The sequence below is a fragment of the Homoserinimonas sp. A447 genome (genome assembly GCF_054489325.1).
The window spans coordinates 96052-120710 of sequence record NZ_JBTMWW010000001.1; the positions used below are offsets into that span (position 1 = coordinate 96052).

Genomic DNA, 24659 nt, shown 5'->3' on the forward strand with positions numbered 1-24659 from the left:
AAAACGGCGGAGTCGCCGCGTAGATGGGGACAATTCGGGGTACATCCTGCGTGGAAGCGGTCGTTTTCGCAGGAGTTTTGCGAAAATCCCTTGTTTTTAGAGATCCTGGCGGTTCCAGGCGCCCGGTCCGGGCACAATCTCGCGTCTGAGCTGGCGTTGCGACAGGGACCAGGCGCTGCGCGCAGCCGGCTCTGCGGACATCCGCTGCCCTTCGCCTTCTTCGGCCAGCGCGCTCAGCACTGCCGTGACTGCCGCGATTTCGGTTGGCGTCGGGTTGCCGGCCAGCACCCGGAATTGCGGGGCCGGCTCAACGCCGTCAGCGGGAGAGGCGTCGGTCACAGCGTTGTCGGTCACAGTGGGATGTTCCCGTGCTTCTTGGGCGGCATCGCCTCGCGCTTCGTCTTCAGCGCCCGCAGCGCCTTCACCACGGCGACGCGGGTGGCGGCCGGCTCGATGACGCCGTCCAGCTCGCCGCGCTCGGCTGCGAGGAATGGGCTGGCAACGTTGTAGGTGTACTCGTTGGCCAGGCGGGTGCGCACGGCCGCGACATCCTCACCGTTCGCCTCAGCGGCCTTGATCTCACCGCGGTACAGGATGTTGACGGCGCCCTGGCCGCCCATGACGGCGATCTCCGCGGTCGGCCAGGCGTAGTTGAGGTCGGCACCCAGCTGCTTGGATCCCATCACGATGTACGCGCCGCCGTAGGCCTTGCGGGTGATGACGGTGACCAGCGGGACGGTGGCCTCCGAGTAGGCATACAGCAGTTTCGCCCCGCGGCGGATGACGCCGGTCCACTCCTGGTCGGTGCCGGGAAGGTAACCGGGAACGTCCACCAGCGTCAGGATGGGGATGCTGAAGGCGTCGCAGAAGCGCACGAACCGGGAGGCCTTCTCGCCGGCCTCGATGTTCAGCGTGCCGGCCATGGCGTTCGGCTGGTTGGCGACGATGCCCACCGAGCGGCCCTCGACCCGGCCGAAGCCGACGACGATGTTGGGGGCGAACAGCGGCTGCGTCTCCAGGAAGTCACCCGCATCGACGATGTGCTCGATGATCGTCTTCACGTCGTACGGCTGGTTCGGGCTGTCCGGGATGACCGTGTTCAGCTTGCGGTCCTCGTCGGTGATCTCCAGCTCGACGTCGCTCTCATAGACGGGAAGCTCGGCGAGGTTGTTGTCCGGGAGGAACGACAGCAGGGCGCGGGCGTAGTCGAGCGCGTCGTCCTCATCGCTGGCAAGGTAGTGGGCGACACCGGACTTCTGGTTGTGGGTGAGCGCGCCGCCCAGTTCTTCCATGCCGACGTCTTCCCCGGTGACCGTCTTGATGACATCCGGTCCGGTGACGAACATCTGGCTGGTCTTGTCGACCATGATGACGAAGTCGGTGAGGGCGGGGGAGTAGACCGCGCCGCCGGCGGCCGGACCCATGATGATGGAGATCTGCGGGATGACACCGGATGCCATGGTGTTGCGACGGAAGATCTCGCCGTACTTGCCGAGCGCGACAACGCCCTCCTGGATGCGCGCGCCGCCGGAGTCGAGCATGCCGATGATGGGAACGCCGGTCTTGAGCGCGAGGTCCATCACCTTGATGATCTTCTCGCCGGCGACCTCGCCGAGGGAGCCGCCGAAGATGGTGAAGTCCTGCGCGTAGACGCAGACCTGGCGGCCGTGGATGGTGCCGGTGCCGGTGACGACGGCGTCGCCGTACGGCCGGGACTTCTCCATGCCGAACGCGTGCGTGCGGTGTCGCACATACTCGTCGAGTTCGACGAAGGAGCCGTGGTCGAGCAGCAGTTCGATGCGCTCGCGGGCGGTCTTCTTGCCCTTGGAGTGCTGCTTGTCGATCGCCTTCTCGCCGCTGGCCGTCACCGCCTCGTGGTAGCGGACCTTCAGGTCGGCGAGCTTCCCCGCGGTCGTGTACAGGTCGGGCGTGCCTTCGTTGGCATTCTGGGGTGTCGTCTCGGCAGTCACGTCGTTCACTTTACCGTCCGTCCCCGCGCAGCCTTTGGTGCTTCCCTACAAATCGCGGTCCCGCGCTTGTCTTTCACTTCTCACGATGACGCCGTTTGTCGGCGATGACGCAACTTGTATCGGCGTCATCGACGACAAATGGCGTCATCGTTCGGCTGAAGCACTCCGTAGTCTGGTGGGATGCAGCTTCCCCTCAGTCAGGCCTTCGCCGCCCGCCTCGAGTTCCTTGACGAGTGCGGCTCGACCAACACCGAGTTGATGAGCAGGGCAGCGGATGCCTGGCCAGACTTCTCGGTGGTCGCGACCGGTAGCCAGACGGCTGGGCGGGGCAGGCTCGACCGGGTCTGGGTTGCCCCTCCCGGGCAGACGCTGGCGGTGTCGGTGTTGCTGCGTCCGTCGTTCTCGTTGGAGAGTTACGGCTGGCTCCCGCTGATCGCCGGCCTCGCGATGGCCCGTGCGGTGACTGCCGCGCTCCCTGAGGTAACACCGCTTCCCGAGCTCGTTGAAGGGGGCGCCACCGCGTTGAGATCCGGAACTTCGGGGTCCGGTGGCGGTGGGAAGCCTGAAGTTCCGGATCTCAGCGAGGTGAGCAGGCCGGGGGGAGGAGCAGGGGTCACCATCAAGTGGCCCAACGACGTGCAGATCGACGGGCTGAAGGTGAGCGGGCTGCTCGCCGAGCTGCTCCCCGCCGCTGGCGGGGTCGTAATCGGCGCCGGCCTCAACCTGACGATCCCCGCGGAGAGCCTGCCGACGCCGAACTCCACCTCTCTCGCCCTGCACGGCGGCGACACCGACGTCGACCGGGTGCTCGCGGCCTACCTGCGTGAGCTGAAGCACCTGTACCGAGACTTCGCCGAGCACGGGGGCGATGCCGAGGCCAGCGGCATCCGCCACCTGGTGCAGCAGCAATGCAGCACCGTCGGGCAGCAGGTGCGCGTCGAGCTTCCCGGCGGCGAGACCCGATACGGCACGGCCACCGGCATCGACGAGCTGGGCCGCTTGATCTACACCGACCGGGCGGATGCCTCGGTTCAGACTGTCGCCGCCGGCGACGTAACCCATCTGAGGTATGAATGACTCATGCCATCCGAGTTCGCTGAGCCTGGGGCGGACGCCGAGCGGGTTGTCGCCCGGCTCCGACCCCATGCTCGCGCACTGTTCTGGCCCTCGCTCCTGCTGATCCTCGGCATCGGGGCACTCGCCTATTTCACCGGCTCCTTCCCGGAAGACTGGCAGAACCAGGCCCTCGTGGCCGGCGGCAGCGCCCTGCTGCTGCTCATCTGGATCGTGCCGCTGTTCCGCTGGCTCGGCCGGCGCTACGTGATCACCACTCGCCGGCTGATCATGCGCTCTGGCACGTTCACCCGCACCAGGCAGGAACTGCTGCACAGCCGCGGCTACGACATCACGGTGCGGAAGGGCGCGCTGCAGTCGATGTTCGGCAGCGGTGACGTGCTCATCAACACCGGTCTCGACCACCCGGTCGAGCTGCGCGACGTGCCCACCGCCGACCTGGTGCAGAGCACCCTTCACGACCTCATGGAGCGAAGCATGAACCCGATCGCGGCCAGGCGCCAGGCCGAACTGTCGAACCCGGTCGATGAGACGACCAGGTGGGGTACCCGATGAAGATTTCGGTAATCGGATGCGGCTACCTTGGCGCGGTGCACGCGGCTGCCCTGGCCGACCTCGGCCACGAGGTGGTCGGCGTCGATGTGGACGAGTCGAAGGTGGCATTGCTGGCGTCCGGGCATCCGCCGTTCTATGAGCCGGGGCTTGCCGACCTGTTGACGAAGACGGTTGCTTCCGGGCGGCTGTCGTTCACCACCGATGTGTCGCGCGTTCGTGGTGCGACGGTGCATTTCATCGCAGTGGGGACACCGCAGCTGGAGGACAGCAACGCGGCCGACCTGAGGTTCGTGGACGCGGCGGTCGCCGAGATCATCCCGTTCCTGGCGCCCGGCGACGTGGTGGCGGGCAAGTCGACCGTTCCGGTGGGGACCGCTGAGCGGCTGGTCGGATCCGTCGAGGCGACCGGCGCGCGCCTGGCCTGGAACCCGGAGTTCCTGCGCGAGGGCTTCGCCGTGCAGGACACGATCGCCCCCGACCGGCTGGTCTACGGCGTGCAACCAGGCGACGAGGCATCCGTCGCCGCCCTCGATGAGGTGTACGCGGTCGCGCTGGCGAACGGCACGCCGCGAATCGTCACCAATTTCGCGACCGCCGAGCTGGTGAAGGTGTCGGCGAACGCGTTCCTGGCGACGAAGATCTCGTTCATCAACGCGATGGCGGAGGTGGCGGAGGCGACGGGTGCGGATGTCACGCAGCTGGCGGATGCGATCGGTCACGACCCGAGGATCGGCCGGCGCTTCCTGAACGCCGGGCTGGGCTTCGGCGGGGGGTGCCTTCCGAAGGACATTCGCGGGTTCATGGCCCGTGCGGAGGAGCTCGGCGTCGACCAGGCGCTCAGTTTCCTCCGCGAGGTCGACGGCATCAACCTGCGCCGCCGCGGCCGCACCGTCGATCTGACCACTGAGGAGCTGGGCGGGGAGGTCTCCGGCAAGCGCATCGCTGTGCTGGGGCTGGCGTTCAAGCCGGACTCCGACGACGTGCGCGACTCGCCAGCGCTGGATGTCGCGGTGCGGCTATCCGAGCTGGGGGCGGATGTTGTCGCAACCGACCCGCAGGCGGTCGAGACGGCACGCGCGCGGTTCCCCGAGTTGACCTACGCCGCCAGTGCCGAGGAGGCGGCCGCGGGGGCGGATGCCGTGCTGCTGCTCACCGAGTGGAAGCAGTACCGCGAGCTGGACCCGGAGACGTTCGGCTCAGTGGTGGGGTCGCGCGTCATCGTCGACGGGCGCAACTGCCTGGATCCGGTGCGCTGGCGCGCCGCCGGCTGGCGCTACCGAGCCCTCGGAAGGCCTTAGCCCCGCATTAAGCGGGTTGAGCTTGTCGAAACCAGCCGAGCTCGTCGAGGCACTTCCGCGCGCCGAGCCCCTTAAGCCAGACGGGCGAGCGAAGCGAGGCCTGGCCTGAGCCTGTCGGAGAGTCGAGACCAGCCGAGCTTGCCGAGGCGCATCCGCCGGTTCCCGAAACACCCAAACCCGGTACCCCCAGAACCGGAAAGCCGTCCCCAGCGCCAGCCCGACCACGTTGCTCGACACGTTGTCGGCCAGCAGCGATTCGTACCCGAGTACGTAGTGCGACATCCACAGGCAGAACAGCCCGATGAGCATCCCGCCGAAGCTGACCAGGAAGAACTCCGCGCCCTCCCGTGCCAGGTGCCCGCGGCGTTCGCGGGCGAAGGTCCAGTGCCGGTTGCCCATCCAGTTGGCGACGATGGCGAGCGAGGTGGAGATGACTTTGGCCACGACCGGGCCTTCGTGCAGGGCTTCCGGGGAAAGCACGGTGACCCGCAGCAGGTTGAACACGCTCACGTCGATGACCAGCCCGATGAGTCCCACGAGCCCGAACCGGGTCAGCTGGGTGAGCAGTGTGCGCAATACGGCTCCTGAGGGATGAGCGAAGATAGGGGGAGCGGTTTGCAGTCTAACCGCACACCGCCTGCGGTCCCTGAGATCGCACCGAGAGCGAATTCCGGAGCAAACCATGTCACTGACTGTTGGTGTTATCGGTGGTGGACAGCTGGCCCGCATGATGATCCCGGCCGCCGTGAACCTGGGCGTGGACATCCGCGTGCTCGCCGAAAATGAAGGAAGTCCCGCCGATCTGGCCGCTTCTGCGGTCGGTGACTACCAGAATCTGGAGAATGTCCTTCGTTTTGCGCGCACCGTGGATGTGGTGACGTTCGACCACGAGCACGTTCCGCAGGAAGTTCTGCGCGAGCTGGTGGCTGACGGCATCGCCGTTCACCCCGGTCCGGATGCGCTGATGTTCGCGCAGGACAAGTTGTTGATGCGGCAGCGGCTCACCGAGTTGGGGCTTCCGGTTCCGGTGTGGGCGAAGGTCGAGAACGTCGAACAACTGGATGCCTTCCTCGCCGAGAATGGCGGCCGCGCCGTGGTGAAGACACCGCGTGGTGGCTATGACGGTAAGGGCGTGCGCGTCATCCGTTCTGGCGCTGAGGTCGCCGACTGGTTCGGCGACGGCGCGCTGCTGGCCGAGGAGCTGGTCGATTTCCGCCGCGAGCTTGCCCAGTCGATCGCCCGCAGCCCGTCAGGCGAGCTGGTGGCCTGGCCAGTGGTGGAGAGCATCCAGCGCGATGGGGTCTGCGCCGAGGTGATCGCGCCTGCGCCGAAGTCGGCCGGCAAGCTGGCTGACGTGGCCGAGCAGATCGCGCGCACCATCGCCGAGGGCCTTGGCGTCACCGGCGTGCTCGCCGTCGAGCTGTTCGAGACGACGGATGACCGGCTGCTCGTGAACGAGCTGGCGATGCGTCCGCACAACACCGGTCACTGGAGCATCGACGGCTCGACGACCAGCCAGTTCGAACAGCATCTGCGGGCGGTGCTCGACCTGCCGCTGGGGGCGACCGGATGCCGTGACCGCTGGTCGGTGATGGTGAACATCCTGGGTGGGCCGACAGGCAAGTCGCTGCACGAGCGCTACGCGGCGGCGCTCGCCGACCGCCCGACGGCGAAGATCCACAACTATCAGAAGGAGTCGCGGCCGGGCCGCAAGGTCGGCCACGTGACGGTCGGCGGCGACGACCTGGACGCGGTCGCCTACGACGCGCGAGCGGCGGCAGCCCACTTCGAGTAGCGCGCGACGAAGCTGTGGAGGCCGTCGAAGGGCCTTTCCACCGCGGCCGCGCAAGTCATACTCCTCGGTATGACTGCTATTCTTGACCGTATGAACCACCTTGTCGGAGCAAAAGGGCAAGTCGTCATCCCTAAGGAAATCCGCGACGCCCTCGGGATCAAACCCGGCCAGGAGGTCGTATTCGAGCGGCGCGGTGACGAGGTAGTGCTACGTTCGGCGCCTCGCGCGCCGCTGTTCGCGCGCTTCGCAAACAACGCCTTAGCGGACGCCCTCCTTCGCGAGCGCAGCGCCGACCAGTCGTTCGAGAACCACTGATGGTCGTGCTCGACTCCTGGGCGGTTATGCGGCTGCTCGAGGGCACCGAACCGGCTGCGAGTAGGGTGCAACAGCAAGTCGAGGCAGGCACAGCAGTCATGAGTTGGATCAACCTCGGTGAGGTGTTCTCCGTGCTTCGACGTGCGGTCGGTGAGAACGAAGCTCTGGATGCTGTGCGAGACATCGAATCGGCTGTCGCAGTGCTGCTTCCTGATCGGGCGACTGTGCTGGAGGCCGGACGCATCAAGTCAGAACACCGAATGGCATACGCGGAATCGTTTGCCGCAGCGACGGCGGTGCGGCAGAAGGCACCGTTGTGGACAGGGGACCCGGAATTGCTGGTGCCCGACGCCCCATGGAACCCGTACGATCCTTCGCACGAGTAGAGAGCCCGGACGCGTGTTGCACAGCCTGCCCTTAACCGCAGGCCGCTACTATCGTTCCCATGCCCGAACCGATCGTCGCCATCGTCATGGGGTCTGACTCCGACTGGTCTGTCATGAAGGATGCCGCCGACGTGCTGACCGAGTTCGGGGTGGCCCATGAGGTCGAGGTCGTCTCCGCGCACCGCACCCCTGAGCGGATGATCGAGTTCGGCAAGCAGGCGGCAGGTCGCGGTTTGAAAACGATCATCGCTGGAGCCGGGGGCGCCGCCCACCTGCCCGGCATGCTGGCATCCGTCACCACGCTTCCAGTGATCGGGGTTCCGGTTCCGCTGTCGAGGCTGGACGGCCTCGACTCGCTGCTGTCGATCGTGCAGATGCCGGCCGGTGTGCCGGTCGCCACCGTGTCGATCGGTGGCGCCAAGAATGCGGGACTGTTGGCGATCCGGATGCTCGGAGCATCCGACCCCGCACTGGCCGAGCGGCTCGGGGCTTACGCCGACGAGTTGAAGTCGATGGTCGCGGACAAGAACGCGGCCCTCCAGCGCAGCCGGTGAGCGCGTCCAGCCCCATCCGCTACCCCGACCTGCGGTCGAGGCAGTCGATGACGACCCGTGCCTGGTGGTTGGTCGTGCTGAACTTCGTGCTGCCGGGTTCGGCGCAGCTGCTGGCGGGTAGCCGCAGGCTGGGCCGGTTCGGTGTGGTGATGACGTTCATCATGTGGGTGCTGGTCGCGGCGGCGGCCGCGGTGTACTTCCTGAATAAGTCGTTCATCATGTCGCTGGCGACGAACGTGTGGGCCCTGCTGGCCGCGGAGATCGTGCTGGTCGTCTACGCCGCGCTCTGGCTGGTGCTCACCCTGGACACCCTGCGGCTGGTGCGGCTGGTGAAGACCGGGCCGGCGGCGAGGCCGTTCATCGCGGTGCTGGCGATCGTCGGGCTGGTGGCGTCCGCGGGGACGGCGGCCTATGGGGCGAATGTGGCGGAGATCGCCCGCTCCACCATCAAGTCGGTGTTCGACAGTGGCGAGTACGAGGAGCCGGTCGACGGCCGCTACAACATCCTGCTGCTGGGTGGCGATGCCGGGCCCGACCGCATGGGTCTGCGCCCCGACAGCATTTCGGTCGCCAGTGTGCATGCCGAGACCGGCGCGACGACGATCATCGGCCTGCCCCGCAACTTCGAGCACGCCGTCTTCTCGGAGGGTTCGCCGCTGTACCAGGAGTTCCCGAACGGCTACGACTGTGGCGATGAGTGCCTGATCAGCTACCTGTACACCGAGGGCATGAACCACCCCGACCTGTATCCGGATGCCGAGGCCAACGGCAGCAACCCGGGCATCGAGGCCATGCGCGACGCGGTCGAGGGTGTCACCGGGTTGCAGTTGCAGTATTACGTCCTGATCGACATGCAGGGCTTCTCCGACCTCATCGACGCCTTGGGCGGTGTCTCTATCGACGTGCCGGAGCGCACCCCGATCGGCCCGGTCACCGCCCCGACGCCGTACGGCTATGTCGAGGCGGGCCCGCAGCACCTGGATGGCCCGACGGCGCTCTGGTATGCGCGTTCCCGTTTCGAGAGCAGTGACTACGAGCGGATGCTGCGACAGCGGCAGGTGCAGGCGGCCATCCTGGAGCAGTTCGAGCCGGCGAACGTGCTGACGCGCTTCCAGGCGGTGGCGGATGCCGGTGCCCAGGTCGTGAAGACGGACATACCTCAGGTGATGCTGGGTTTGTTCACCGACCTGGCCACCAAGTCGCGCGCACTGCCGCTGGCCACACTGGAGATCATCCCGCCCGACTTCGACACCCTGAACCCCGACTACGAGTTCATCCACGCCCGAATCCAGGAGTCCCTGGTCGTTCCGGAGGCGACTCCCGCGGGTTGAGTAGGCCCGCCAGGGCCGTATCGAAACCGGGCCTACAAATCCGCGTGCAGCTGCCACACTTTCTGCGCCGAGTCCTGCCAGCTGAACGCTCCCGCACGGTCGAGCCCCTGGAAGCGCAGCCGTTCGGCGAGTTTCGCATCGCCGACGACGGATGCGATGGCCGCGGCCAACCGGCCCGGATAGCCTTCTGCGTCTTCGCGCTCAACGCGTAGTCCTGCGCCGGCCGCGACTTCCACGACTGCCGGCGCGTCCGAGTGGACCACCGGTGTGCCGAAGCTGAACGCTTCGATGACGGGCAGCCCGAATCCTTCCGCCAGGCTGGGGAACGCGAACACGGTTGCCCGGTCGATGGCGACGGCCAGGTCGGCGTCGGCCAGGAACCCGAGGGTGCGCACGCGGTCCTCGGCGAGCCCGGCTTCTGCAGCGAGGCTTACGACGTCGAGCTCGCCCCACCCTTCGGGTCCGACGATGATCAGCGGCAGGTCGACGGAGTCGGCGTGGGCGAGGGAGCGGATGAGCGGCTCGAGCCCTTTGCGCGGTTCCAGGGTGCCGACGCTCAGAATGTAGCGCTCGGGCAGCCCGAGCCGTGCGGCCCGCACGTCGGGGTCCACCGGCAACGTGAGTTTGGAACTCACGGCGCCGCCGATCACGCGGATGCGATCACCGAAGTCCATGATTTCGTTGAGCTTGCCGGCGACAGCATGCGTGGGCACGACGACAGCGTCCGCGAACCGGTGGGCACGCTTGGCCATCGACTTCTGCCACCAGACGTCGGAGCGATTGAGGGTTTCCGGGTGCGTCCACGGGACCACGTCGTGGATGGTCACCACCGTCTGCGTTCCGACCTCGTTGAGCCGGTCATGCCGGCGCATGGGCGCGAGCAGGCTGGGTGCGTGAACCATGCCCTTGCCCGACATGCTGGTTCCAGGGATGCCAACGATGCCGAGCTGCCACAGGAGCGACAATTCGCTGCGACGCACCGGAAGTACCGCAAGGTCGGCAATGCCGGGGAGCAGCGTCCGCAGTCTGTCCTGATCTTCAGCGGTGGATGCCGCGACGAGGCCGACGACGTCGCATCCGTCTGGTGCTGTGTCAATGAGAGCCCGGGTGAGTTCTTCGGTGTAGCGCCCGATCCCGCCGGGTACCGGGGCGACGATCTGGTCGACGACGACGCGCAGGGTGGTTGTCATGGCTGTCCCAGTACTCCCTGCTGTGCGGCTGCGACGAGTGCTTCCCGCCAGTCTCGCATCGGAGCGAGGCCGACCGCTTCCCAGGCGTCGTGCCCGAGCACGGAGTATGACGGTCGTGGTGCCGGGCGAACGAACCCGGAGCTGTCGGTTGGCTTGACGCGGTCGGCGTCGAGCCCGACGGCAGTGAAGATCGCTTGCGCGAAGTCGTACCAACTGCCCTGGCCGGAGTTCGTGCCGTGGTAGATGCCGGCGGGCGCTTCGCCGTCGAGTAGCGCCACGACCTGATGGGCGAGGTCGAGCGTCCAGGTGGGCTGCCCGACCTGGTCGGAGACGACGGTCAGTTCGTCGCGTTCGGAGGCCAACCGGAGCATGGTCTTGGCGAAGTTCGGCCCGTGCTGGCCGTAGAGCCAGGCGGTGCGGATGACGTGGGTGCGTCCCGGGTTCAGCTGCTGGGCGAGCCGCTCGCCTTCCGCCTTGGTGCGGCCGTAGGCGGATACTGGGCCTAGCGGCGAGTTCTCCGCATAGGGCGTGGTCGCCATCCCGTCGAAGACGTAGTCGGTCGAGAGCTGAACGAGCGTCGCACCGTTCTCTGCAGCCGCTGTCGCGAGGTTGCCCGCACCGGTGGCGTTCACCGCATAGGCGAGGTCTTCGAGCTCTTCAGCGTCGTCGACCTTGGTGTAGGCGGCCGCGTTGATGATCACGTTGTGGCCGGCGGATGCTGTGCGCACCGCCTGGAGGTCGGTCACGTCGAGTTCGGCCCGGCTGAGCGCGGTGACATCACGCCCGGCGAGCACGGACTGCAGGTCGTGGCCGAGCATCCCGTTGGCGCCGGTGATGAGGTAACGCATTCCTATTGGCCTTGCGCCTGGTAGCGCGCCTCCGTGGCATCCTTCTGCGGTGCCCACCAGTTCTCGTTGTCGCGGTACCAGTCGATGGTGGCGGCGAGGCCGGCGTTGAAGTCGGCGAATTGGGGAGCCCAGCCGAGTTCGGTGCGCAGCTTGGTGGAGTCGATGGCGTAGCGCAGGTCGTGGCCGGGGCGGTCGACGACGTGGTCGTAGGCGTCGGCGGGCTGTCCGAGCTGGGTCAGGATGAGCTCGACGACGTCTCTGTTGTTCTCCTCGCCGTCGGCGCCGATCAGGTAGGTCTCGCCGATGCGGCCCTTCTGAAGGATGGTGAGTACCGCGGAGGAGTGGTCGTCGGCGTGGATCCAGTCGCGCACGTTCAGGCCGGCGCCGTACAGTTTGGGGCGCTCGCCGCGGAGCACGTTGGTGATTTGCCGGGGGATGAACTTCTCGACGTGCTGGTATGGGCCGTAGTTGTTGGAGCAGTTCGAGATGGTGGCCTGCACGCCGAACGAACGAACCCACGCGCGCACCAGCAGGTCGCTGCCTGCCTTGGTGGAGGAATACGGGCTGGACGGGTTGTAGGCGGTGTCCTCCGTGAACCGCTCCGGGTCGTCCAATTCGAGGTCGCCGTAGACCTCGTCGGTGGAGATGTGGTGAAAGCGGATGCCGTGCTTGCGCGCCGCTTCAAGGAGGGTGAACGTTCCCACGATGTTCGAGTCGAGGAACGGGCGCGGGTCGTCGAGCGAGTTGTCGTTGTGGCTTTCGGCTGCGTAGTGCACGACAGCGTCGTGCCGTGCGAACAGGTCATCGACCAGGGGAGCGTCGCAGATGTCGCCCTTGATGAACTCGAACCGGTCATCCGGCAGCCCCTGAAGTGACTCCAGGTTGCCGGCGTAGCTCAACTTGTCGAGCACGGTGACCGTGTGGTCGGTCTCGGCCAGGACGTAGTGAACGAAGTTCGAACCGATGAATCCGGCTCCGCCGGTAACAAGGATTTTCATGGGGGAGGTGCCTCCTTGGCAAAGTCCTCTTGATTCTAGCCGCGCCGAACTCGGCGCCTGATGAGGGCGGATCGCAGCCGTAGGCCGACAGTGAGCGCGGTGCGCACGGGCCACAGCCACCACCCGGAGTACTTCTTGTTAAGGAACTTCCGCGCACTCTCGTGATGGGCGGTGATCATGGCGCTGGAGTCGGACGCCGTGGAGTGCGCGCCAGTGTGGGTGACAATGGCCGACGGTTCGTACACGTTGCGGTACCCCAGCTTGCCGAGCCGGTAGCCGAGGTCGACGTCTTCGAAGTACATGAAGAACTCCGTGTCGAATCCGCCAACCCCTTCGAATGCCTTGCGGCGCACGAGCACGCATGCACCGGAGAGCCAGCCGGCATCGCGTCGAACCGGCGCGGCTGTCGTGTCGTTGCGGTAGGCACGGCTCCATGGGTTGCCGATCCAGAGGTTGGCAAAGAGTGCGTGCCCCACTCCGTTTCGCAGCGACGGGACGGCACGAGCAGATGGGTAGACGTCGCCTTCTGCGGTAAGCGTCGCAGGACCGACGGCTCCGATGTGGTCGTCTTCCTCACCTACCGCGATGAGCTTGTCGAGAGCGCCGGGGCTGAGAACGAGGTCGGGGTTGGCGATCAGCACCCATTCGACGCTTCGGGGGAGCGACTCTACGGCGGCATTCATTGCTGCGCCGTAACCCACGTTGCTGGTCATCGCCAAATGGTTCGCGCCGTGCGCCTGGACGAGCGCCGAGACATCCGCCCCCTTGTTGTCGGCAACAACCACGGCAATCGGCTGCCTGCTGGCCGTGTTCAGGGAGTCGAGGAACGGCGGCAGAACATCCGAGGAACCGTAGCTGACCGTCACTACTGCGGCGCGAGGCTGCGATGAGTGAGGAGCGGAGGTGGCCATATCCTGCCCAAGTTTAGTTCTACGCTAGATTGTTCCGTGGCCCAAGCGTGCCCTACAAGCGAGGTTTGATGAACTATCTGAAGGAAGTACTGGCTTCCCGTGAGCTTCTCATCAACCTCACAATGCGTGAGATTAAGGGCAAGTACAAGCGAACCATTTTTGGGCAGTTGTGGTCGTTGGCAAACCCGCTGGCGCTCATGCTCATCTATACATTCGTTTTTTCGCTGATTTTCCGCATCCAGCCCGAGCCAGGCGACCCGAGCGGCCTTGACGTGTTTGCCCTGTGGTTGCTGTGCGGCCTGCTGCCCTACACCTTCTTGGCAAATGTGATCAATCAGGGGCTTGGCTCGCTCGTTGCCAATGCTGGGCTGATTCAAAAGGTCGCGTTCAGTCGCGTCGTTCTTCCGCTGTCTCAGGTGGCGTCGGCCGCATATAACTGGGTTTTCGAAATGGCAGTGCTCGTCGTTGCCCTGAGCATTGTCGGCGCATTCGTGCTCCCGTGGCTGCCACTCATGATCGTAGCTATGGTTCTGCTGGCACTCTTCGGTGCGGGCCTTGCCCTCATGCTGGCGATCGCCAACGTGTACTTCCGCGATACTCAGTATTTCTTGTCGATTATTCTGCAGCTGTGGATGTATCTCACTCCCATCATCTACCCAATGAGCCTGGTGAAAGATGCTTCGAGCGATGTTGGTGGCATCCTCGGCAGCCCGATCACGATCGCCGGCATTTACGACACGAACCCGATGGTCCATTTCGTCACGCTGTTCCGCAACCTGTTGTACGACAATCGTTGGCCGGAAGCCTCCGAGTGGCTGATCTGCGCCGCCTGGGCCTTGGTGTCGTTGGCGATAGGCGTCCTCGTGTTCAGACGCAATGAGAAGAAACTGGCTGAGGCACTATGAGTGAGGTCGCAGTACAGATCGATCATGTCAGCAAGAGTTTTCGCATGTATCACGAGCGCAACCAGACGATCAAGTCAGCCATCATGCGGGGTCGCACCTCCGTGCATGAGGACTTCTGGGCGCTTCGGGATGTCACCTTCGATGTGCCGGTCGGGTCCACATTCGGCCTGATTGGGAGCAACGGCTCAGGAAAGTCGACGCTTCTGAAGTGCCTCGCGAACATCTACTACCCGAACAAGGGTTCCATCAACCACTTCGGCAAAATCGCGGCGATGCTCGAAGTAGGCTCTGGCTTCCACCACGAGCTTTCCGGTCGAGAGAACATCTTTCTCAATGGATCGATCCTCGGGATGTCGAAGAAGGAAATCACCCATAAGTTCGATGAGATCGTCGACTTTTCCGGCGTCGAGCAGTTTATCGACCAGCCGGTCAAGAACTATTCCTCCGGCATGTATGTGCGCCTCGGCTTCGCCATCGCAATCAACGTCGACCCCGACATCCTCGTTGTCGATGAAGTGTTAGCGGTCGGTGACGCAGAATTCCAGCAGAAGTGCTTCCAGAAGTTCGCAGACTTCAAGAAGGAAGGCAAGACAGTTATCCTCGTGAGTCACTCGATGCCGTCCGTCCGATCGATGTGCGACCACGCTGCATGGCTGAACAAGGGGGAATTGAAGGCGGTCGGAGAGGCGGAACCGACGATCAAGGCGTACCTCGATTCCTTGGCTGGCCCGACCGGCTAACACCCCGGGTAGGATCGTCGTCGTGCAGATTCGCGAACTTTCAGTCCCGGACGCCTATGAGATCAACCCGCTTCAGCGTGCTGATGATCGTGGTGTCTTCCTTGAGTGGTACCGCCATGACCTCATGGAAAAGGCCGTCGGCCATTCCCTGACCCTGCGACAGGGGAACACTTCAGTCTCGAAGCGCGGTGTGGTGCGCGGCATCCACTTTGCCGATCTTCCGCCCAGCCAGGCCAAGTACGTCACCGCCATCCATGGTGCTGTCCTCGATTTCGTGATCGACATCAGGGTGGGATCGCCCACGTTCGGGCAATGGGATTCCGTGCTGCTGGATGATGTGGATCGTCGCGCAATCTATCTGGGGGAGGGCCTCGGCCACGCGTTCGTCGCCTTGACGGACGACGCAACGGTCAGCTACCTCGTCAGTGATACTTACAGCCCGACTCGCGAGCACGGTATCAATCCGCTCGACCCCGACGTGGCATTGGCATTTCCTGCTGAAGTTGGCGAGCTTCTACTGTCGCCCAAGGACACTGAGGCTCCGACGTTGGCGGACGCTGCAGCACGAGGCTTGCTGCCGACGTGGGATGACGCGCGAGTCTTCTACGACTCCCTGAATGCGGGGCAGATGTAATGCGCGGCATCATTCTGGCTGGTGGTTCGGGAACGAGGCTGTGGCCGATAACGCGTGGCATTTCCAAGCAGCTCATGCCCATCTACGACAAGCCGATGATCTACTACCCACTGTCGACGCTCATGATGGCGGGCATAAGGGAGATCCTGATCATCACGACCCCCGAGTACAACGGGCAATTCCAGGCACTGTTAGGTGATGGAAGCGATTTGGGCATCCGACTTGAGTATGCGATCCAACCATCCCCCGATGGCTTGGCCCAGGCGTTCATTATCGGTGAGCAGTTCATCGGCGACGAGAGCGTCGCGCTGGTGCTCGGAGACAATATCTTCCACGGCGCGGGCCTCGGCCGGTCTCTTCGTGAGAACGAGGAAGTCGAAGGCGGTTTGATTTTCGCGTACCACGTGTCGAATCCGACCGCGTATGGCGTCGTGGAGTTCGATGAGCACATGATCGCGAAGTCGATCGAAGAGAAGCCTGCCAACCCGAAGAGCAATTACGCCGTGCCCGGACTGTACTTCTATGACAACAACGTGATCGAGATCGCCAAGACCATCGAGCCAAGCGCCCGGGGGGAGCTGGAAATCTCCACGGTGAACGAGAGGTATCTGGATGCAGGCAAGCTGCAGGTGCAGGTTCTGGATCGCGGAGTCGCCTGGCTGGACACCGGCACGTTCGAGTCAATGATGCAGGCGTCTGAGTATGTGCGTGTCATCGAGGACCGCCAGGGATTCAAGGTGGGTTGCATTGAGGAGATTGCCTGGCGCGCAGGCTGGATCGACGACTCCCGCCTCGCGCGGTTGGCTGAGCCACTTGCCAAGAGTGGCTACGGTCGTTATTTACAAGCTTTGCTCGGCTAGCTCCCGAACCGCGGCGCACCGCTTCGGTCTGTTCGAATGTAAGTACCCTCCGTTACAGTTAAGCGGCGCGCGGTGCGTGGGATTCATGGGGTGGATGGAATGGCGATTTTCGGGATCGATAGGATCATGCGTCGAGCGCGACGAGGCGTGGTCTGGGTCGCTGCTCTCGCGATCGTTGTGTCGGGGCTAGTTGTCGTGGGCCCGCAACCGTCGGCAGTGGCAGCAAACGGCGCCGACTTCAATCCCAACCACATCATTAGCGACGCGGACTTTTACAACGGCAACGCTATGACTGAAGCTGAGATCCAGGCTTTCCTCGCGGCAAAGGGAAGCGGCCTCGCAACTTACCGTAGCGACGTGACGAGCCGGCCGGCGAGGCCCTCCGTCGATATTCCTGGGCTTGTCTACTGCGAAGCATTCCAAGGCGGCACATCGCTTCTAGCTTCCACGATCGTCTTCCGCGCGCAGAAGGCTTGCAACGTTTCGGCGAAGGTTCTTCTTGTCACGATGCAGAAGGAGCAGGGGCTGATTCTTAAGTCGAGCTTCGGTAACGAGGTTTTGGCGGCGATGGGGTATGGCTGCCCAGACACTGCAGCGTGCAATGAGACCCACTACGGTCTCGGAAATCAGCTCTACATGGCGTCGCTTCAGTTCCGGTTCTACCAGCAGCGCTTTAACAACTTCCGTTATCAGGTCGGCAGCGAGTATGTGGCGTATTCGACCGACCCTGCGTGCGGTGGGTCAACATTGAACATTCAGAGCTGGGCCACGGCCGCTCTGTATAACTACACGCCGTACCAGCCCAACGCGGCGGCTATTGCGGCGTATCCCGGCACCGCTCCATGTGGATCGTACGGCAACCGAAACTTCTGGTTCTTCTACACCGACTGGTTCGGCCCGATCGGATTCTCTGGAACCATCAAGATCGACGAAGCGTACGCGCGGTGGGGCGGAGCTGCAGGCGCGCTTGGTGCCGCTGTAGGCGAGCCAGCCAGTATCGCGGCAAACGGCGGGGGGTTGGTTCAGGCTTACGAGAACGGAGCGATCGCCTGGTCGCAATCGCGTGGGGCCTTCCCCGTAATGGGAGAGATTAGGGCGTATTTCGGGAGTGAGGGTGGAATAGGCGGCAGGTTCGGCTGGCCAGCAACGGACCCTAACTCGGTGGCAGTACACGGCGGCGGTGTTGTCCAGGGCTTTGCAGGCGGCGCGATCACTTCCACAGCGGAGAATGGGACTCATTCGTTGACCGGTGCAATGCGCACCTACTTCAGCACCACGGGTGGTCTGGCCGGAGTTCTCGGCTGGCCAAGCGGGGAGCAGACTTGCGGGGCGGGATACTGCACGCAGAGCTTCACTGGCGGAACGACGTATCTTCGGGGTTCGGTGGGGAGGTATCTCACACCGGCAGTCCATGACAGCTACAGCGCAAACGGTGGTCCCACGGGACACTTGGGCTTTCCTCTTACTGACCCAATTCAGTTTTCTTCCAATGGTGGCGGAATAGTTCAAGCGTTCGAAGCTGGTGCAATCGCCGGGCCGAGCGATGGTGCCGCATGGCCGCTTACGGGAAATCTTCGCGCCTCCTACAACGCAGCAGGTGGCACCACAGGCGCTCTCGGCTGGCCAGTAGGCGAGGGAAGTTGTGCTGCTGACGGTGAATGCAGCCAACCGTTCCAGGCGGGTATGGCGTACTGGTCGCAGACTCGAGGTAGCGCCTACACCGCAGGTACGATCGCAAAGGCATATGAATCTCTAGGGGGACCAAGCGGCTCCCTCGGCTGGCCGACGACTGGGATAATCGGCTTTGCGGCCAATGGCGGCGGACAAGTCCAAGGATTCACGAATGGCGCGTTGGCTTCGAGTTTGGCTGGGGCACATGTGGTGACCGGGGATATTCGGGCCTACTACAACGCGATCGGTGGCACAGCGGGAGTGCTCGGATGGCCGAAGGCTTCTCAAGCATGCGGAGATGGGCTGTGCTCACAAGTGTTCCAAAATGGCCAGGTGTTCTGGTCCGCGACCAAGGGTGGCGCATACAGTGTCGGCGAAATCGCTTCGGCCTATGTATCGCAAGGCGGACCTGGCAGCTCAATCGGGTGGCCGGTTACAGGCATTATTGCGTTCTCGGCGAATGGCGGGGGAACCGTCCAGGGGTTCGAGAACGCCGCTTTCGCCTCTAGCGCGGCCGGTACCTTCGCGTTGAGCGGCGGCGTACGCGAATTCTACAACTCAGTGGGAGGTACGATCGGCGCTCTTGGGTGGCCAACCGGCATAATGAGCTGTGTCGCAGACCTGTGCACCCAGACCTTTCAAAACGGCACTATCGAGCACTCGGCAGCGAGCGGCGGCCGTATTCTCTAACGTCGCCGTACTCCACGTGCAAGGCGCTCCTGAGCGAGTCGAACCTTGTGCGAAATCCGTGAGATCTTCTGGGCGAGTTTGAAACTTGGTGAAGCTTCGATCCTTCGCAGCCTGTCCTTTATTTTCCGAGACTCCCCTTCGATGCCCTCGACTTTCTGCTCGTTCCACGCAGCTATCCTCACGAAACTTCCGATACTGGACTGTGCGTGTAAGTGACCTTGTATTTGACTTTCAGAAAGCGCGTAGGTTGGTGAGCCGATCTCACTGGCTCTTCGCAATAGGCTTGGCATGACCGTAGACATAGTGAGCGACGAGGCAAAAAGCTCGTGCAGTGCATCGGCTTCGAAGCAAGCTCGCTCGTACCCGTGGACGATCTCATCAACGATCAGATCAACCGGTTTGCTGCTGAAGCTTCTCCCCGAAAAATTGAACTTACGCGCTTGTGAGAAGTTGGCTTGGTCGAGCCATCCTGGGCCACCAAACTTGTCGTAGCAATACACGGGGATTCTGGCCGCAATTGCGTACTGCACTGTTTTCCCGATCGTAACGACTGCGTCAGCTTGCGAAAGCATCTCGGGGGAGATGCGTTCGGGACGTGCCAACTTTGAGGCTTCCAGACCAATCATGTGAAGTTCGACACCGTAGTTATCGCGAAGTTGTCCTGCAGCCGCAACGATCTCTTCGGGGATGTGGTTGGACACGAACATGAGGCGCCTGAACCCGCGCACCTTCGGGCCGGACGCTAAAAAGTCGTCGGGTGCAGGATTACCGAAAACTGCAAGACGTCGGTGGTCAATCTCGTCCAAAATCCCAGAAGCCTGTTGGATCTCTAGGATCTCTTCGGCGTTGAAGGTGAGGAGGGTGCCGATGGATCTGACGACTGCCGTCGAAAATGGAAATTCGAGGGAGTGCGCGCCCGACATTTGGTTGAAGAAAACTAGCTCTGGTGGATTCCTCAGCACACTTTCAGGTATCAATTGGTGCTGGAGCCAAGAAAGCGTAGGTGGCGTGGCATCCAAATGTGCTTTCAACTGGGGATCATCAGCCTGAAAGAGTTTGGTACGCGGAAGCGCAGCGAATTCTCTGGCCCACATTTCGTTAAATCCGTTTGTTGCCACAGTGACGGCGTAACCTTCGCGCGAGAAGTATTGGGCGACTTCGTATGCCACGGTCTCTGAGCCGGCAATGTTGTATAGGAAGCCTTGCGTGATCAGCGCGTGCTTCCGGCGTCCGAGGTCGGTCATGGGCCCCTAGTTGGTCGTAGCGGTTCCAGCAATCCTACTGATCAGTAGATCACCGCCCGTATCCCCATTCTCGGGGACATGCGCTCAACTCTCGATTGGTAGACTTGGTCAGTTGTTTATAGCAAAAGGTTAGGGGCCAGATGAGACGTCGCAACGGTGTTGTATCGGTCGTTCTGGTCAATTTCCGTGGCGCCACTGACACAATCGAGTGTGTGAGGGAGCTACAGAAGCTCGATTGGCCCGCTGACCTGATCGAAATCATTGTCGTTGAAAACGGATCCGGCGATGACAGCATTGAGCGGCTGAGTTCACTTGGAAATGCGATTACCCTTGTGCCTTCGAAGTCGAACCTGGGTTTTGCAGGGGGCTGCAACCTCGGTGTGAGCAAATCGAGCGGCGAATTTGTTGCATTCCTAAACAACGATGCACGTCCCGACCCAGCGTGGATTTCCACCGCGATGGATACGTTTGCCACTAGTCGATCCATCGGTGCGGTAGCAAGCAAGGTCTTGGACTGGGAGGGCGTGCGCGCCGATTTCGTCGACGCGTCGCTGACTTGGTACGGGATGGGGTACAAGGCCCACACCGGAGAGGTCGACCGAGGGCAATGGGATGTCGAACGGGATGTACTTTTCGGCACCGGCGCAGCCATGTTTGTTCGTGCAGAACTATTCGACGAACTTTCGGGTTTTGACGAGAAGTACTTCATGTTCTACGAGGATGTCGACTTCGGGTGGCGGTTGAACCTTCTCGGACATCGATTCAGGTTTCAGCCCGCGTCGGTGGCGTACCACAAGCACCATGCCTCGATGGAAAAGTTCGACGACCACCACGAGTTGTTCCTCCTGGAGCGAAACGCACTCTACACATTGTTCAAGAACCTGGATGACAGGTCTCTTAGCGAACAATTCGCACCGGCGTTACTCTTGGCGGCTCGCCGAGCCGTCGCGAGAGGTGGCCTCGATTCCAGTGACCTCGACATACGCAAGGCAAATGATGCAAAATCAGCGGATGTTTCGTTCGGGGCTCTCGCTGGACTGTTTGCCATCGATGAAGTCGTCGAAAACCTTCCCAAGTTGGCGATTGACCGTGAAAGAATCCAGTCGTCTCGGCAGCGCACGGACCGGGAACTTCGGAAGCTGTTCGGAAATACAGATGAACCCGCGTTTCCAATCGAGTCTTATCTCTCCGGCTATGAGAAAATTGTCTCTCATACCCGTGCGCTCAGTGAGAGTGGACAAAATCGCGTTGTCGTGATCACCGGTGACCCGTTGGGTGAAAAGATGGCTGGCCCTGCCATTCGTGCTTGGAACATGGCAATTGAGCTGTCCAAGGAAAACGAGGTGCGCCTGATCAGCACCGCTAAGAGTGTGCCAACAGACAATAACTTCACTGTTCACACAGTCTCGCCATACAACCCACGCGCCATGCGAGCACATGAACAATGGGCCGACGTCATAATCCTTCAGGGATATGCCCTAACGCAATTCCCTGTTCTTGAAAACACGAAGAAGATTCTCGTCATCGACCTGTACGACCCGATGCATCTCGAGCAGTTGGAGCAGGCTCGAAGTCGCAACATGGCCGACTGGGAGAAGCGGGTTTCCGATGCGAATGACACATTGAACCACCAGTTGGCCCTGGGTGACTTTTTCGTCTGCGCAAGCGAGAGGCAGAAGCATTTTTGGCATGGCCAGTTGGCTTCCGTCGGCCGAGTTAACCCGCACACGTATTCGGCGGACAGCAACTTGTCGAACCTTTTGGCGATTGCGCCATTTGGGATCCCATCGGAGCCACCAATCAAAACCCGAGCCGCTCTGCGAGGAGTTATCCCGGGGATATCGGAAAAAGACAAGATCATCATCTGGGCCGGTGGTCTTTACGATTGGTTTGACCCAGAAACGCTTATTCGCGCTGTCGCCAAGGTAAGTGCAACTCGGCATGACCTTCGGTTGTTCTTCATGGGAACAAAGCATCCAAATCCTGCTGTTCCGGAAATGGCTGCCGTCGGAAACGCGCGTCGGCTCGCGGACGAACTGGGCATTACCAACGTGTCGGTGTTCTTCAACGACTCATGGGTTGAATACGCGGATCGCCAAAATTATTTGTTGGAAGCCGACGCAGGAGTTTCAACGCACTTTGATCACGTAGAAACTACATATTCGTTTCGCACCAGGATACTGGACTACCTATGGGCTGGATTGCCAATCATCACAACCGAGGGTGACTCGTTCGCTGACCTCGTTGAGAAGCGTGACCTAGGCGCGGTGGTACATGAGCGTGATGTCGACGCTCTTGCCAAGGCGATAGAGTCCGTTCTCTATAGTGTGGCGGGCGCAAGCGAGTTCCGAGAGCGGGTCGGTGAGGCTAGTCGTGATTTCTATTGGGCGAAAGCTCTGGATCCCCTTGTCGAGTTCTGCCGCGCTCCTGCACATGCTGCGGATCGAATCCCGATGGAAGCCAGCCGACGCGACGTCTTTGCTCAGAGCAAGCCTCGTAAGCGAGCACAAAGCGGGCTGCTGCGTGACCTTCAGAGAGCGGCTTACTATCTTCGCCACGGCGGGCTCGGTGCGGTATTAGAACGCTACGCTGCCCGCCGCCGTCGTCACCAGGGCGTGCGTTAGGCACTGCCCTACGGGCGGCAGCCTCAAAAAGTGGCAGCTCACAATCTTCTCCCTGCGGAGATGCCTACAATGGCGTCGATCAACACACGAACAATTAGGAGTGCTAAATCTTGTCGCAAGGAGATGTCGCCGACGAGGTTGATGAGTCATGGGCGGTAATTGCCTGGGTCCCAACCGACAATTCTGACCGAGATGAACTGGTTGCGAAGGTGAAGCAACTCCAGACTCTTGCGTTGCTAGAGCGGGAAAGAATATTTGGGTTGTCTGCGCAACTGGCCACTGCGGAAACTGAGTTGAATGCCATGAAGACAACGCCAATAGGTGAGGCGTTTCGTCGCATCGACAAGCTTGAGGACCAACGAGAGCAACTTCTGCATAAGCTCCGGCTCGGAAAATTTGGCGAAGAAACCGATGACGAAGTGGCTGCGTTAAAGGCGTCCGCTACCTGGCGAGCAGGTCGATTAATTCTTGCGCCGGCGATATTCCTCAAGTCAAAGACCCGTCAAAGGTGAGCCAGCCGCTGTTCTCGGTGGTGACGCCGGTCTACCGTACGCCTATTCGCTATCTCAAAAAGATGATCCGCTCTGTGGTTCGCCAAGGGTGGCCGTTTTGGGAACTCATTCTTGTTGATGACTGTTCCGAGGACGAGATCTTGTCGCGTTTTCTTGCTAATGCTTCGCAAAAGGAGCCAAGGATCCGGGTAATCACCCGGACAACTAACGGCGGAATCTCGTCGGCATCGAACGATGGGATCGCGGCGGCAACAGGCAACTTTATCGCCCTCTTGGATCATGACGACCTCCTCCTCCCCGGAGCTCTCAGAACAGTGGCAGAGGCCATTGAGGCTGATCCTGAGATTGACTATCTGTATACAGATGAGGAAAAGGTTGACGAATTCGGTTATCGGTTTGAAACCTTCCGCAAGCCAATGTGGTCTCCTGAAAGATTTCGCGGCCAAATGTACACCGGTCATCTTTCGGTGCTTCGCACAGAACTCGTTCGGCAGGTAGGGGGATTCCGTTCTGAATACGACGGATCACAGGACCACGATTTAGTCCTGCGGGTGTCGGAGAAGGCGCGGGTGATCCACCATGTACCAGAAGTGCTATACCTCTGGAGGGCCCATGGAGGTTCCACCGCTTCGACGGCGGGTGCCAAGCCTTATGCATGGGATGCTGGCGTGCGTGCTGTGAACGCGCACTTGGCACGAATCGGCAGTTCGGCGTCTGCGGACAAGGGCCCTGTACCAGGGACGTACGCCATTTCTCGTCCGTTGGATAAAGACGCCACCATTAGCGTGGTTATACCAACCAAGGGTTCCTCTGGTGTGGTGTTCGGTACGGCCAGGGCGTTTGTTGTGGAAGCGATTCGGTCTGTGCTCGCGATGAGCAGCCATGAACGGATTGAGTTCGTTGTAGTTCACGACACGGACACGCCCGCTAACGTGCTTGACGAACTAAGCGCAGTGGCAGGCGACAAATTAGTCCTCGTGCCCTATGACCGTCCGTTCAATTTCAGCGAGAAGTGTAACGCTGGCTTCATCGCCAGCCAGGGCGAGTACGTGGTGATGATGAATGATGACGTCCAGGCGATCTCCGAGCGACCGATTGAAAACCTGGTAGCGCCATTGTCGGACCACTCGGTAGGGATGACCGGCGCCTACCTTTTCTTTGAAGATGGCACTCTCCAACATGCAGGTCACCGTTATGCGGATCGCGGATACTTGCACGCCTATATGCTTAGCGCGCGCCGAGGAGACCCCGGGCCGTTTTCGGTTCTCCACGTCGATAGGGAGGTGTCAGGGCTTACCGCCGCGTTCATCGGAATGCGACGCCAGGTCTTCGCGGAAGTCGGTGGCTTCAACGAGGGCCTACCGGGAAATTTCAACGATGTCGACCTGAGCATGAAGGTCAAATCTTGCGGCTACCGGCTCGTATGGTTAAACGGCGTGCAGTTGTATCACTTCGAGTCGAAGACCAGGGAGGGGAAGGTTCGCACCTGGGAAGTCGAGGCCGTGCGAGCCCGATGGGGAGTCCCTGAGCGGGACCCTTACATAAGCTGACTAC

The 24659-nt window shown here is 62.1% G+C and carries 24 protein-coding genes; 16 read left to right on the plus strand and 8 right to left on the minus strand.

The genetic code is table 11. The annotated features are described in order from the left end of the window. Positions 1 to 96 precede the first annotated feature (96 nt). Positions 97 to 354, minus strand: coding sequence for an acyl-CoA carboxylase subunit epsilon (locus ACX3O0_RS00465; RefSeq protein ID WP_459106390.1), 258 nt, complete (start codon positions 352 to 354; stop codon positions 97 to 99). Beyond that, complete coding sequence (locus ACX3O0_RS00470; RefSeq protein ID WP_459106391.1) at positions 351 to 1979, minus strand: acyl-CoA carboxylase subunit beta; 1629 nt, start codon at positions 1977 to 1979, stop codon at positions 351 to 353. The genes ACX3O0_RS00465 and ACX3O0_RS00470 overlap by 4 nt, the downstream gene beginning before the upstream one ends. A 171-nt stretch (positions 1980 to 2150) precedes the next feature. Between ACX3O0_RS00470 and ACX3O0_RS00475 the strand changes: the two genes are divergently transcribed. The 3 genes from ACX3O0_RS00475 to ACX3O0_RS00485 are packed head-to-tail and all read left to right on the plus strand — an operon-like array spanning position 2151 to position 4897. Continuing rightward, positions 2151 to 3047 (plus strand): biotin--[acetyl-CoA-carboxylase] ligase, encoded by an 897-nt coding sequence (locus ACX3O0_RS00475; RefSeq protein WP_459106392.1) that lies wholly within the window; start codon positions 2151 to 2153, stop codon positions 3045 to 3047. 3 nt (positions 3048 to 3050) lie between these two features. Further along, positions 3051 to 3599 (plus strand): PH domain-containing protein, encoded by a 549-nt coding sequence (locus tag ACX3O0_RS00480; protein ID WP_459106393.1) that lies wholly within the window; start codon positions 3051 to 3053, stop codon positions 3597 to 3599. Continuing rightward, positions 3596 to 4897 (plus strand): UDP-glucose dehydrogenase family protein, encoded by a 1302-nt coding sequence (locus tag ACX3O0_RS00485; protein WP_459106394.1) that lies wholly within the window; start codon positions 3596 to 3598, stop codon positions 4895 to 4897. Before ACX3O0_RS00480 ends, ACX3O0_RS00485 begins: the two co-directional genes overlap by 4 nt. On the opposite strand, the gene ACX3O0_RS00490 is transcribed toward ACX3O0_RS00485, so the two are convergent. Next, a complete protein-coding gene (locus tag ACX3O0_RS00490) occupies positions 4796 to 5473 on the minus strand; it encodes a GtrA family protein (RefSeq protein WP_459106395.1) in 678 nt (225 codons plus the stop codon). The two genes, ACX3O0_RS00485 and ACX3O0_RS00490, sit on opposite strands and share 102 nt — an antisense overlap. Before the next feature lie 106 nt (positions 5474 to 5579). Here ACX3O0_RS00490 and ACX3O0_RS00495 point away from each other — a divergent pair, with 106 nt between their 5' ends. From ACX3O0_RS00495 to ACX3O0_RS00515, 5 genes are all read left to right on the plus strand, one after another. Then, positions 5580 to 6692 (plus strand): 5-(carboxyamino)imidazole ribonucleotide synthase, encoded by a 1113-nt coding sequence (locus ACX3O0_RS00495; RefSeq protein ID WP_459106396.1) that lies wholly within the window; start codon positions 5580 to 5582, stop codon positions 6690 to 6692. Between the two features lie 90 nt (positions 6693 to 6782). Next, positions 6783 to 7007 carry an AbrB/MazE/SpoVT family DNA-binding domain-containing protein gene (locus tag ACX3O0_RS00500; RefSeq protein WP_459106397.1) on the plus strand — a complete coding sequence of 75 codons (225 nt, stop codon included), beginning with the start codon at positions 6783 to 6785 and terminating at the stop codon, positions 7005 to 7007. After that, a complete protein-coding gene (locus ACX3O0_RS00505; RefSeq protein ID WP_459106398.1) occupies positions 7007 to 7393 on the plus strand; it encodes a PIN domain-containing protein in 387 nt (128 codons plus the stop codon). Before ACX3O0_RS00500 ends, ACX3O0_RS00505 begins: the two co-directional genes overlap by 1 nt. A 59-nt stretch (positions 7394 to 7452) precedes the next feature. Next, positions 7453 to 7947, plus strand: coding sequence for a 5-(carboxyamino)imidazole ribonucleotide mutase (gene purE / locus ACX3O0_RS00510; protein ID WP_459090007.1), 495 nt, complete (start codon positions 7453 to 7455; stop codon positions 7945 to 7947). Beyond that, the gene (locus ACX3O0_RS00515; RefSeq protein ID WP_459106399.1) at positions 7944 to 9278 is read left to right on the plus strand and encodes an LCP family protein; all 1335 of its coding nucleotides are present in this window, start codon (positions 7944 to 7946) and stop codon (positions 9276 to 9278) included. Before purE ends, ACX3O0_RS00515 begins: the two co-directional genes overlap by 4 nt. Before the next feature lie 32 nt (positions 9279 to 9310). Here the strand turns inward: ACX3O0_RS00515 and ACX3O0_RS00520 are convergent, their stop codons facing one another. From ACX3O0_RS00520 to ACX3O0_RS00535, 4 genes are read right to left on the minus strand one after another with little or no spacing between them, the layout of a single operon-like run. Next, positions 9311 to 10468, minus strand: coding sequence for a glycosyltransferase family 4 protein (locus tag ACX3O0_RS00520; RefSeq protein ID WP_459106400.1), 1158 nt, complete (start codon positions 10466 to 10468; stop codon positions 9311 to 9313). Continuing rightward, on the minus strand, positions 10465 to 11316 hold the full coding sequence (gene rfbD / locus ACX3O0_RS00525; RefSeq protein ID WP_459106401.1) for a dTDP-4-dehydrorhamnose reductase: 852 nt from the start codon (positions 11314 to 11316) through the stop codon (positions 10465 to 10467). The genes ACX3O0_RS00520 and rfbD overlap by 4 nt, the downstream gene beginning before the upstream one ends. A 2-nt stretch (positions 11317 to 11318) precedes the next feature. Next, positions 11319 to 12314 carry a dTDP-glucose 4,6-dehydratase gene (gene rfbB, locus ACX3O0_RS00530; RefSeq protein WP_459106402.1) on the minus strand — a complete coding sequence of 332 codons (996 nt, stop codon included), beginning with the start codon at positions 12312 to 12314 and terminating at the stop codon, positions 11319 to 11321. A 35-nt stretch (positions 12315 to 12349) separates the two neighbouring features. After that, on the minus strand, positions 12350 to 13225 hold the full coding sequence (locus ACX3O0_RS00535) for a glycosyltransferase family 2 protein (RefSeq protein WP_459106403.1): 876 nt from the start codon (positions 13223 to 13225) through the stop codon (positions 12350 to 12352). 68 nt (positions 13226 to 13293) lie between these two features. Between ACX3O0_RS00535 and ACX3O0_RS00540 the strand changes: the two genes are divergently transcribed. The 5 genes from ACX3O0_RS00540 (at position 13294) to ACX3O0_RS00560 (ending at position 18725) form a co-directional block, all read left to right on the plus strand. Further along, positions 13294 to 14130, plus strand: coding sequence for an ABC transporter permease (locus tag ACX3O0_RS00540; RefSeq protein ID WP_459106404.1), 837 nt, complete (start codon positions 13294 to 13296; stop codon positions 14128 to 14130). A 44-nt stretch (positions 14131 to 14174) separates the two neighbouring features. Continuing rightward, on the plus strand, positions 14175 to 14870 hold the full coding sequence (locus ACX3O0_RS00545; protein ID WP_459106405.1) for an ABC transporter ATP-binding protein: 696 nt from the start codon (positions 14175 to 14177) through the stop codon (positions 14868 to 14870). 22 nt (positions 14871 to 14892) lie between these two features. Then, positions 14893 to 15504, plus strand: coding sequence for a dTDP-4-dehydrorhamnose 3,5-epimerase family protein (locus tag ACX3O0_RS00550; protein ID WP_459106406.1), 612 nt, complete (start codon positions 14893 to 14895; stop codon positions 15502 to 15504). After that, positions 15504 to 16364, plus strand: coding sequence for a glucose-1-phosphate thymidylyltransferase RfbA (gene rfbA, locus ACX3O0_RS00555; protein WP_459106407.1), 861 nt, complete (start codon positions 15504 to 15506; stop codon positions 16362 to 16364). Before ACX3O0_RS00550 ends, rfbA begins: the two co-directional genes overlap by 1 nt. 216 nt (positions 16365 to 16580) lie before the next feature. Beyond that, positions 16581 to 18725: an LGFP repeat-containing protein gene (locus ACX3O0_RS00560; RefSeq protein WP_459106408.1), complete on the plus strand. Its 2145-nt coding sequence runs from the start codon at positions 16581 to 16583 to the stop codon at positions 18723 to 18725. Here ACX3O0_RS00560 and ACX3O0_RS00565 read toward each other — a convergent pair. Next, positions 18722 to 19969 carry a glycosyltransferase family protein gene (locus ACX3O0_RS00565; RefSeq protein WP_459106409.1) on the minus strand — a complete coding sequence of 416 codons (1248 nt, stop codon included), beginning with the start codon at positions 19967 to 19969 and terminating at the stop codon, positions 18722 to 18724. The genes ACX3O0_RS00560 and ACX3O0_RS00565 overlap by 4 nt on opposite strands. A gap of 140 nt (positions 19970 to 20109) precedes the next feature. Here ACX3O0_RS00565 and ACX3O0_RS00570 point away from each other — a divergent pair, with 140 nt between their 5' ends. From ACX3O0_RS00570 to ACX3O0_RS00580, 3 genes are all read left to right on the plus strand, one after another. Next, positions 20110 to 22593 carry a glycosyltransferase gene (locus tag ACX3O0_RS00570; RefSeq protein WP_459106410.1) on the plus strand — a complete coding sequence of 828 codons (2484 nt, stop codon included), beginning with the start codon at positions 20110 to 20112 and terminating at the stop codon, positions 22591 to 22593. Positions 22594 to 22703: 110 nt separating this feature from the next. Next, a complete protein-coding gene (locus ACX3O0_RS00575) occupies positions 22704 to 23105 on the plus strand; it encodes a hypothetical protein (protein WP_459106411.1) in 402 nt (133 codons plus the stop codon). After that, the gene (locus tag ACX3O0_RS00580; protein WP_459106412.1) at positions 23102 to 24655 is read left to right on the plus strand and encodes a glycosyltransferase family 2 protein; all 1554 of its coding nucleotides are present in this window, start codon (positions 23102 to 23104) and stop codon (positions 24653 to 24655) included. Before ACX3O0_RS00575 ends, ACX3O0_RS00580 begins: the two co-directional genes overlap by 4 nt. The last annotated feature ends 4 nt before the right edge of the window (positions 24656 to 24659 follow it).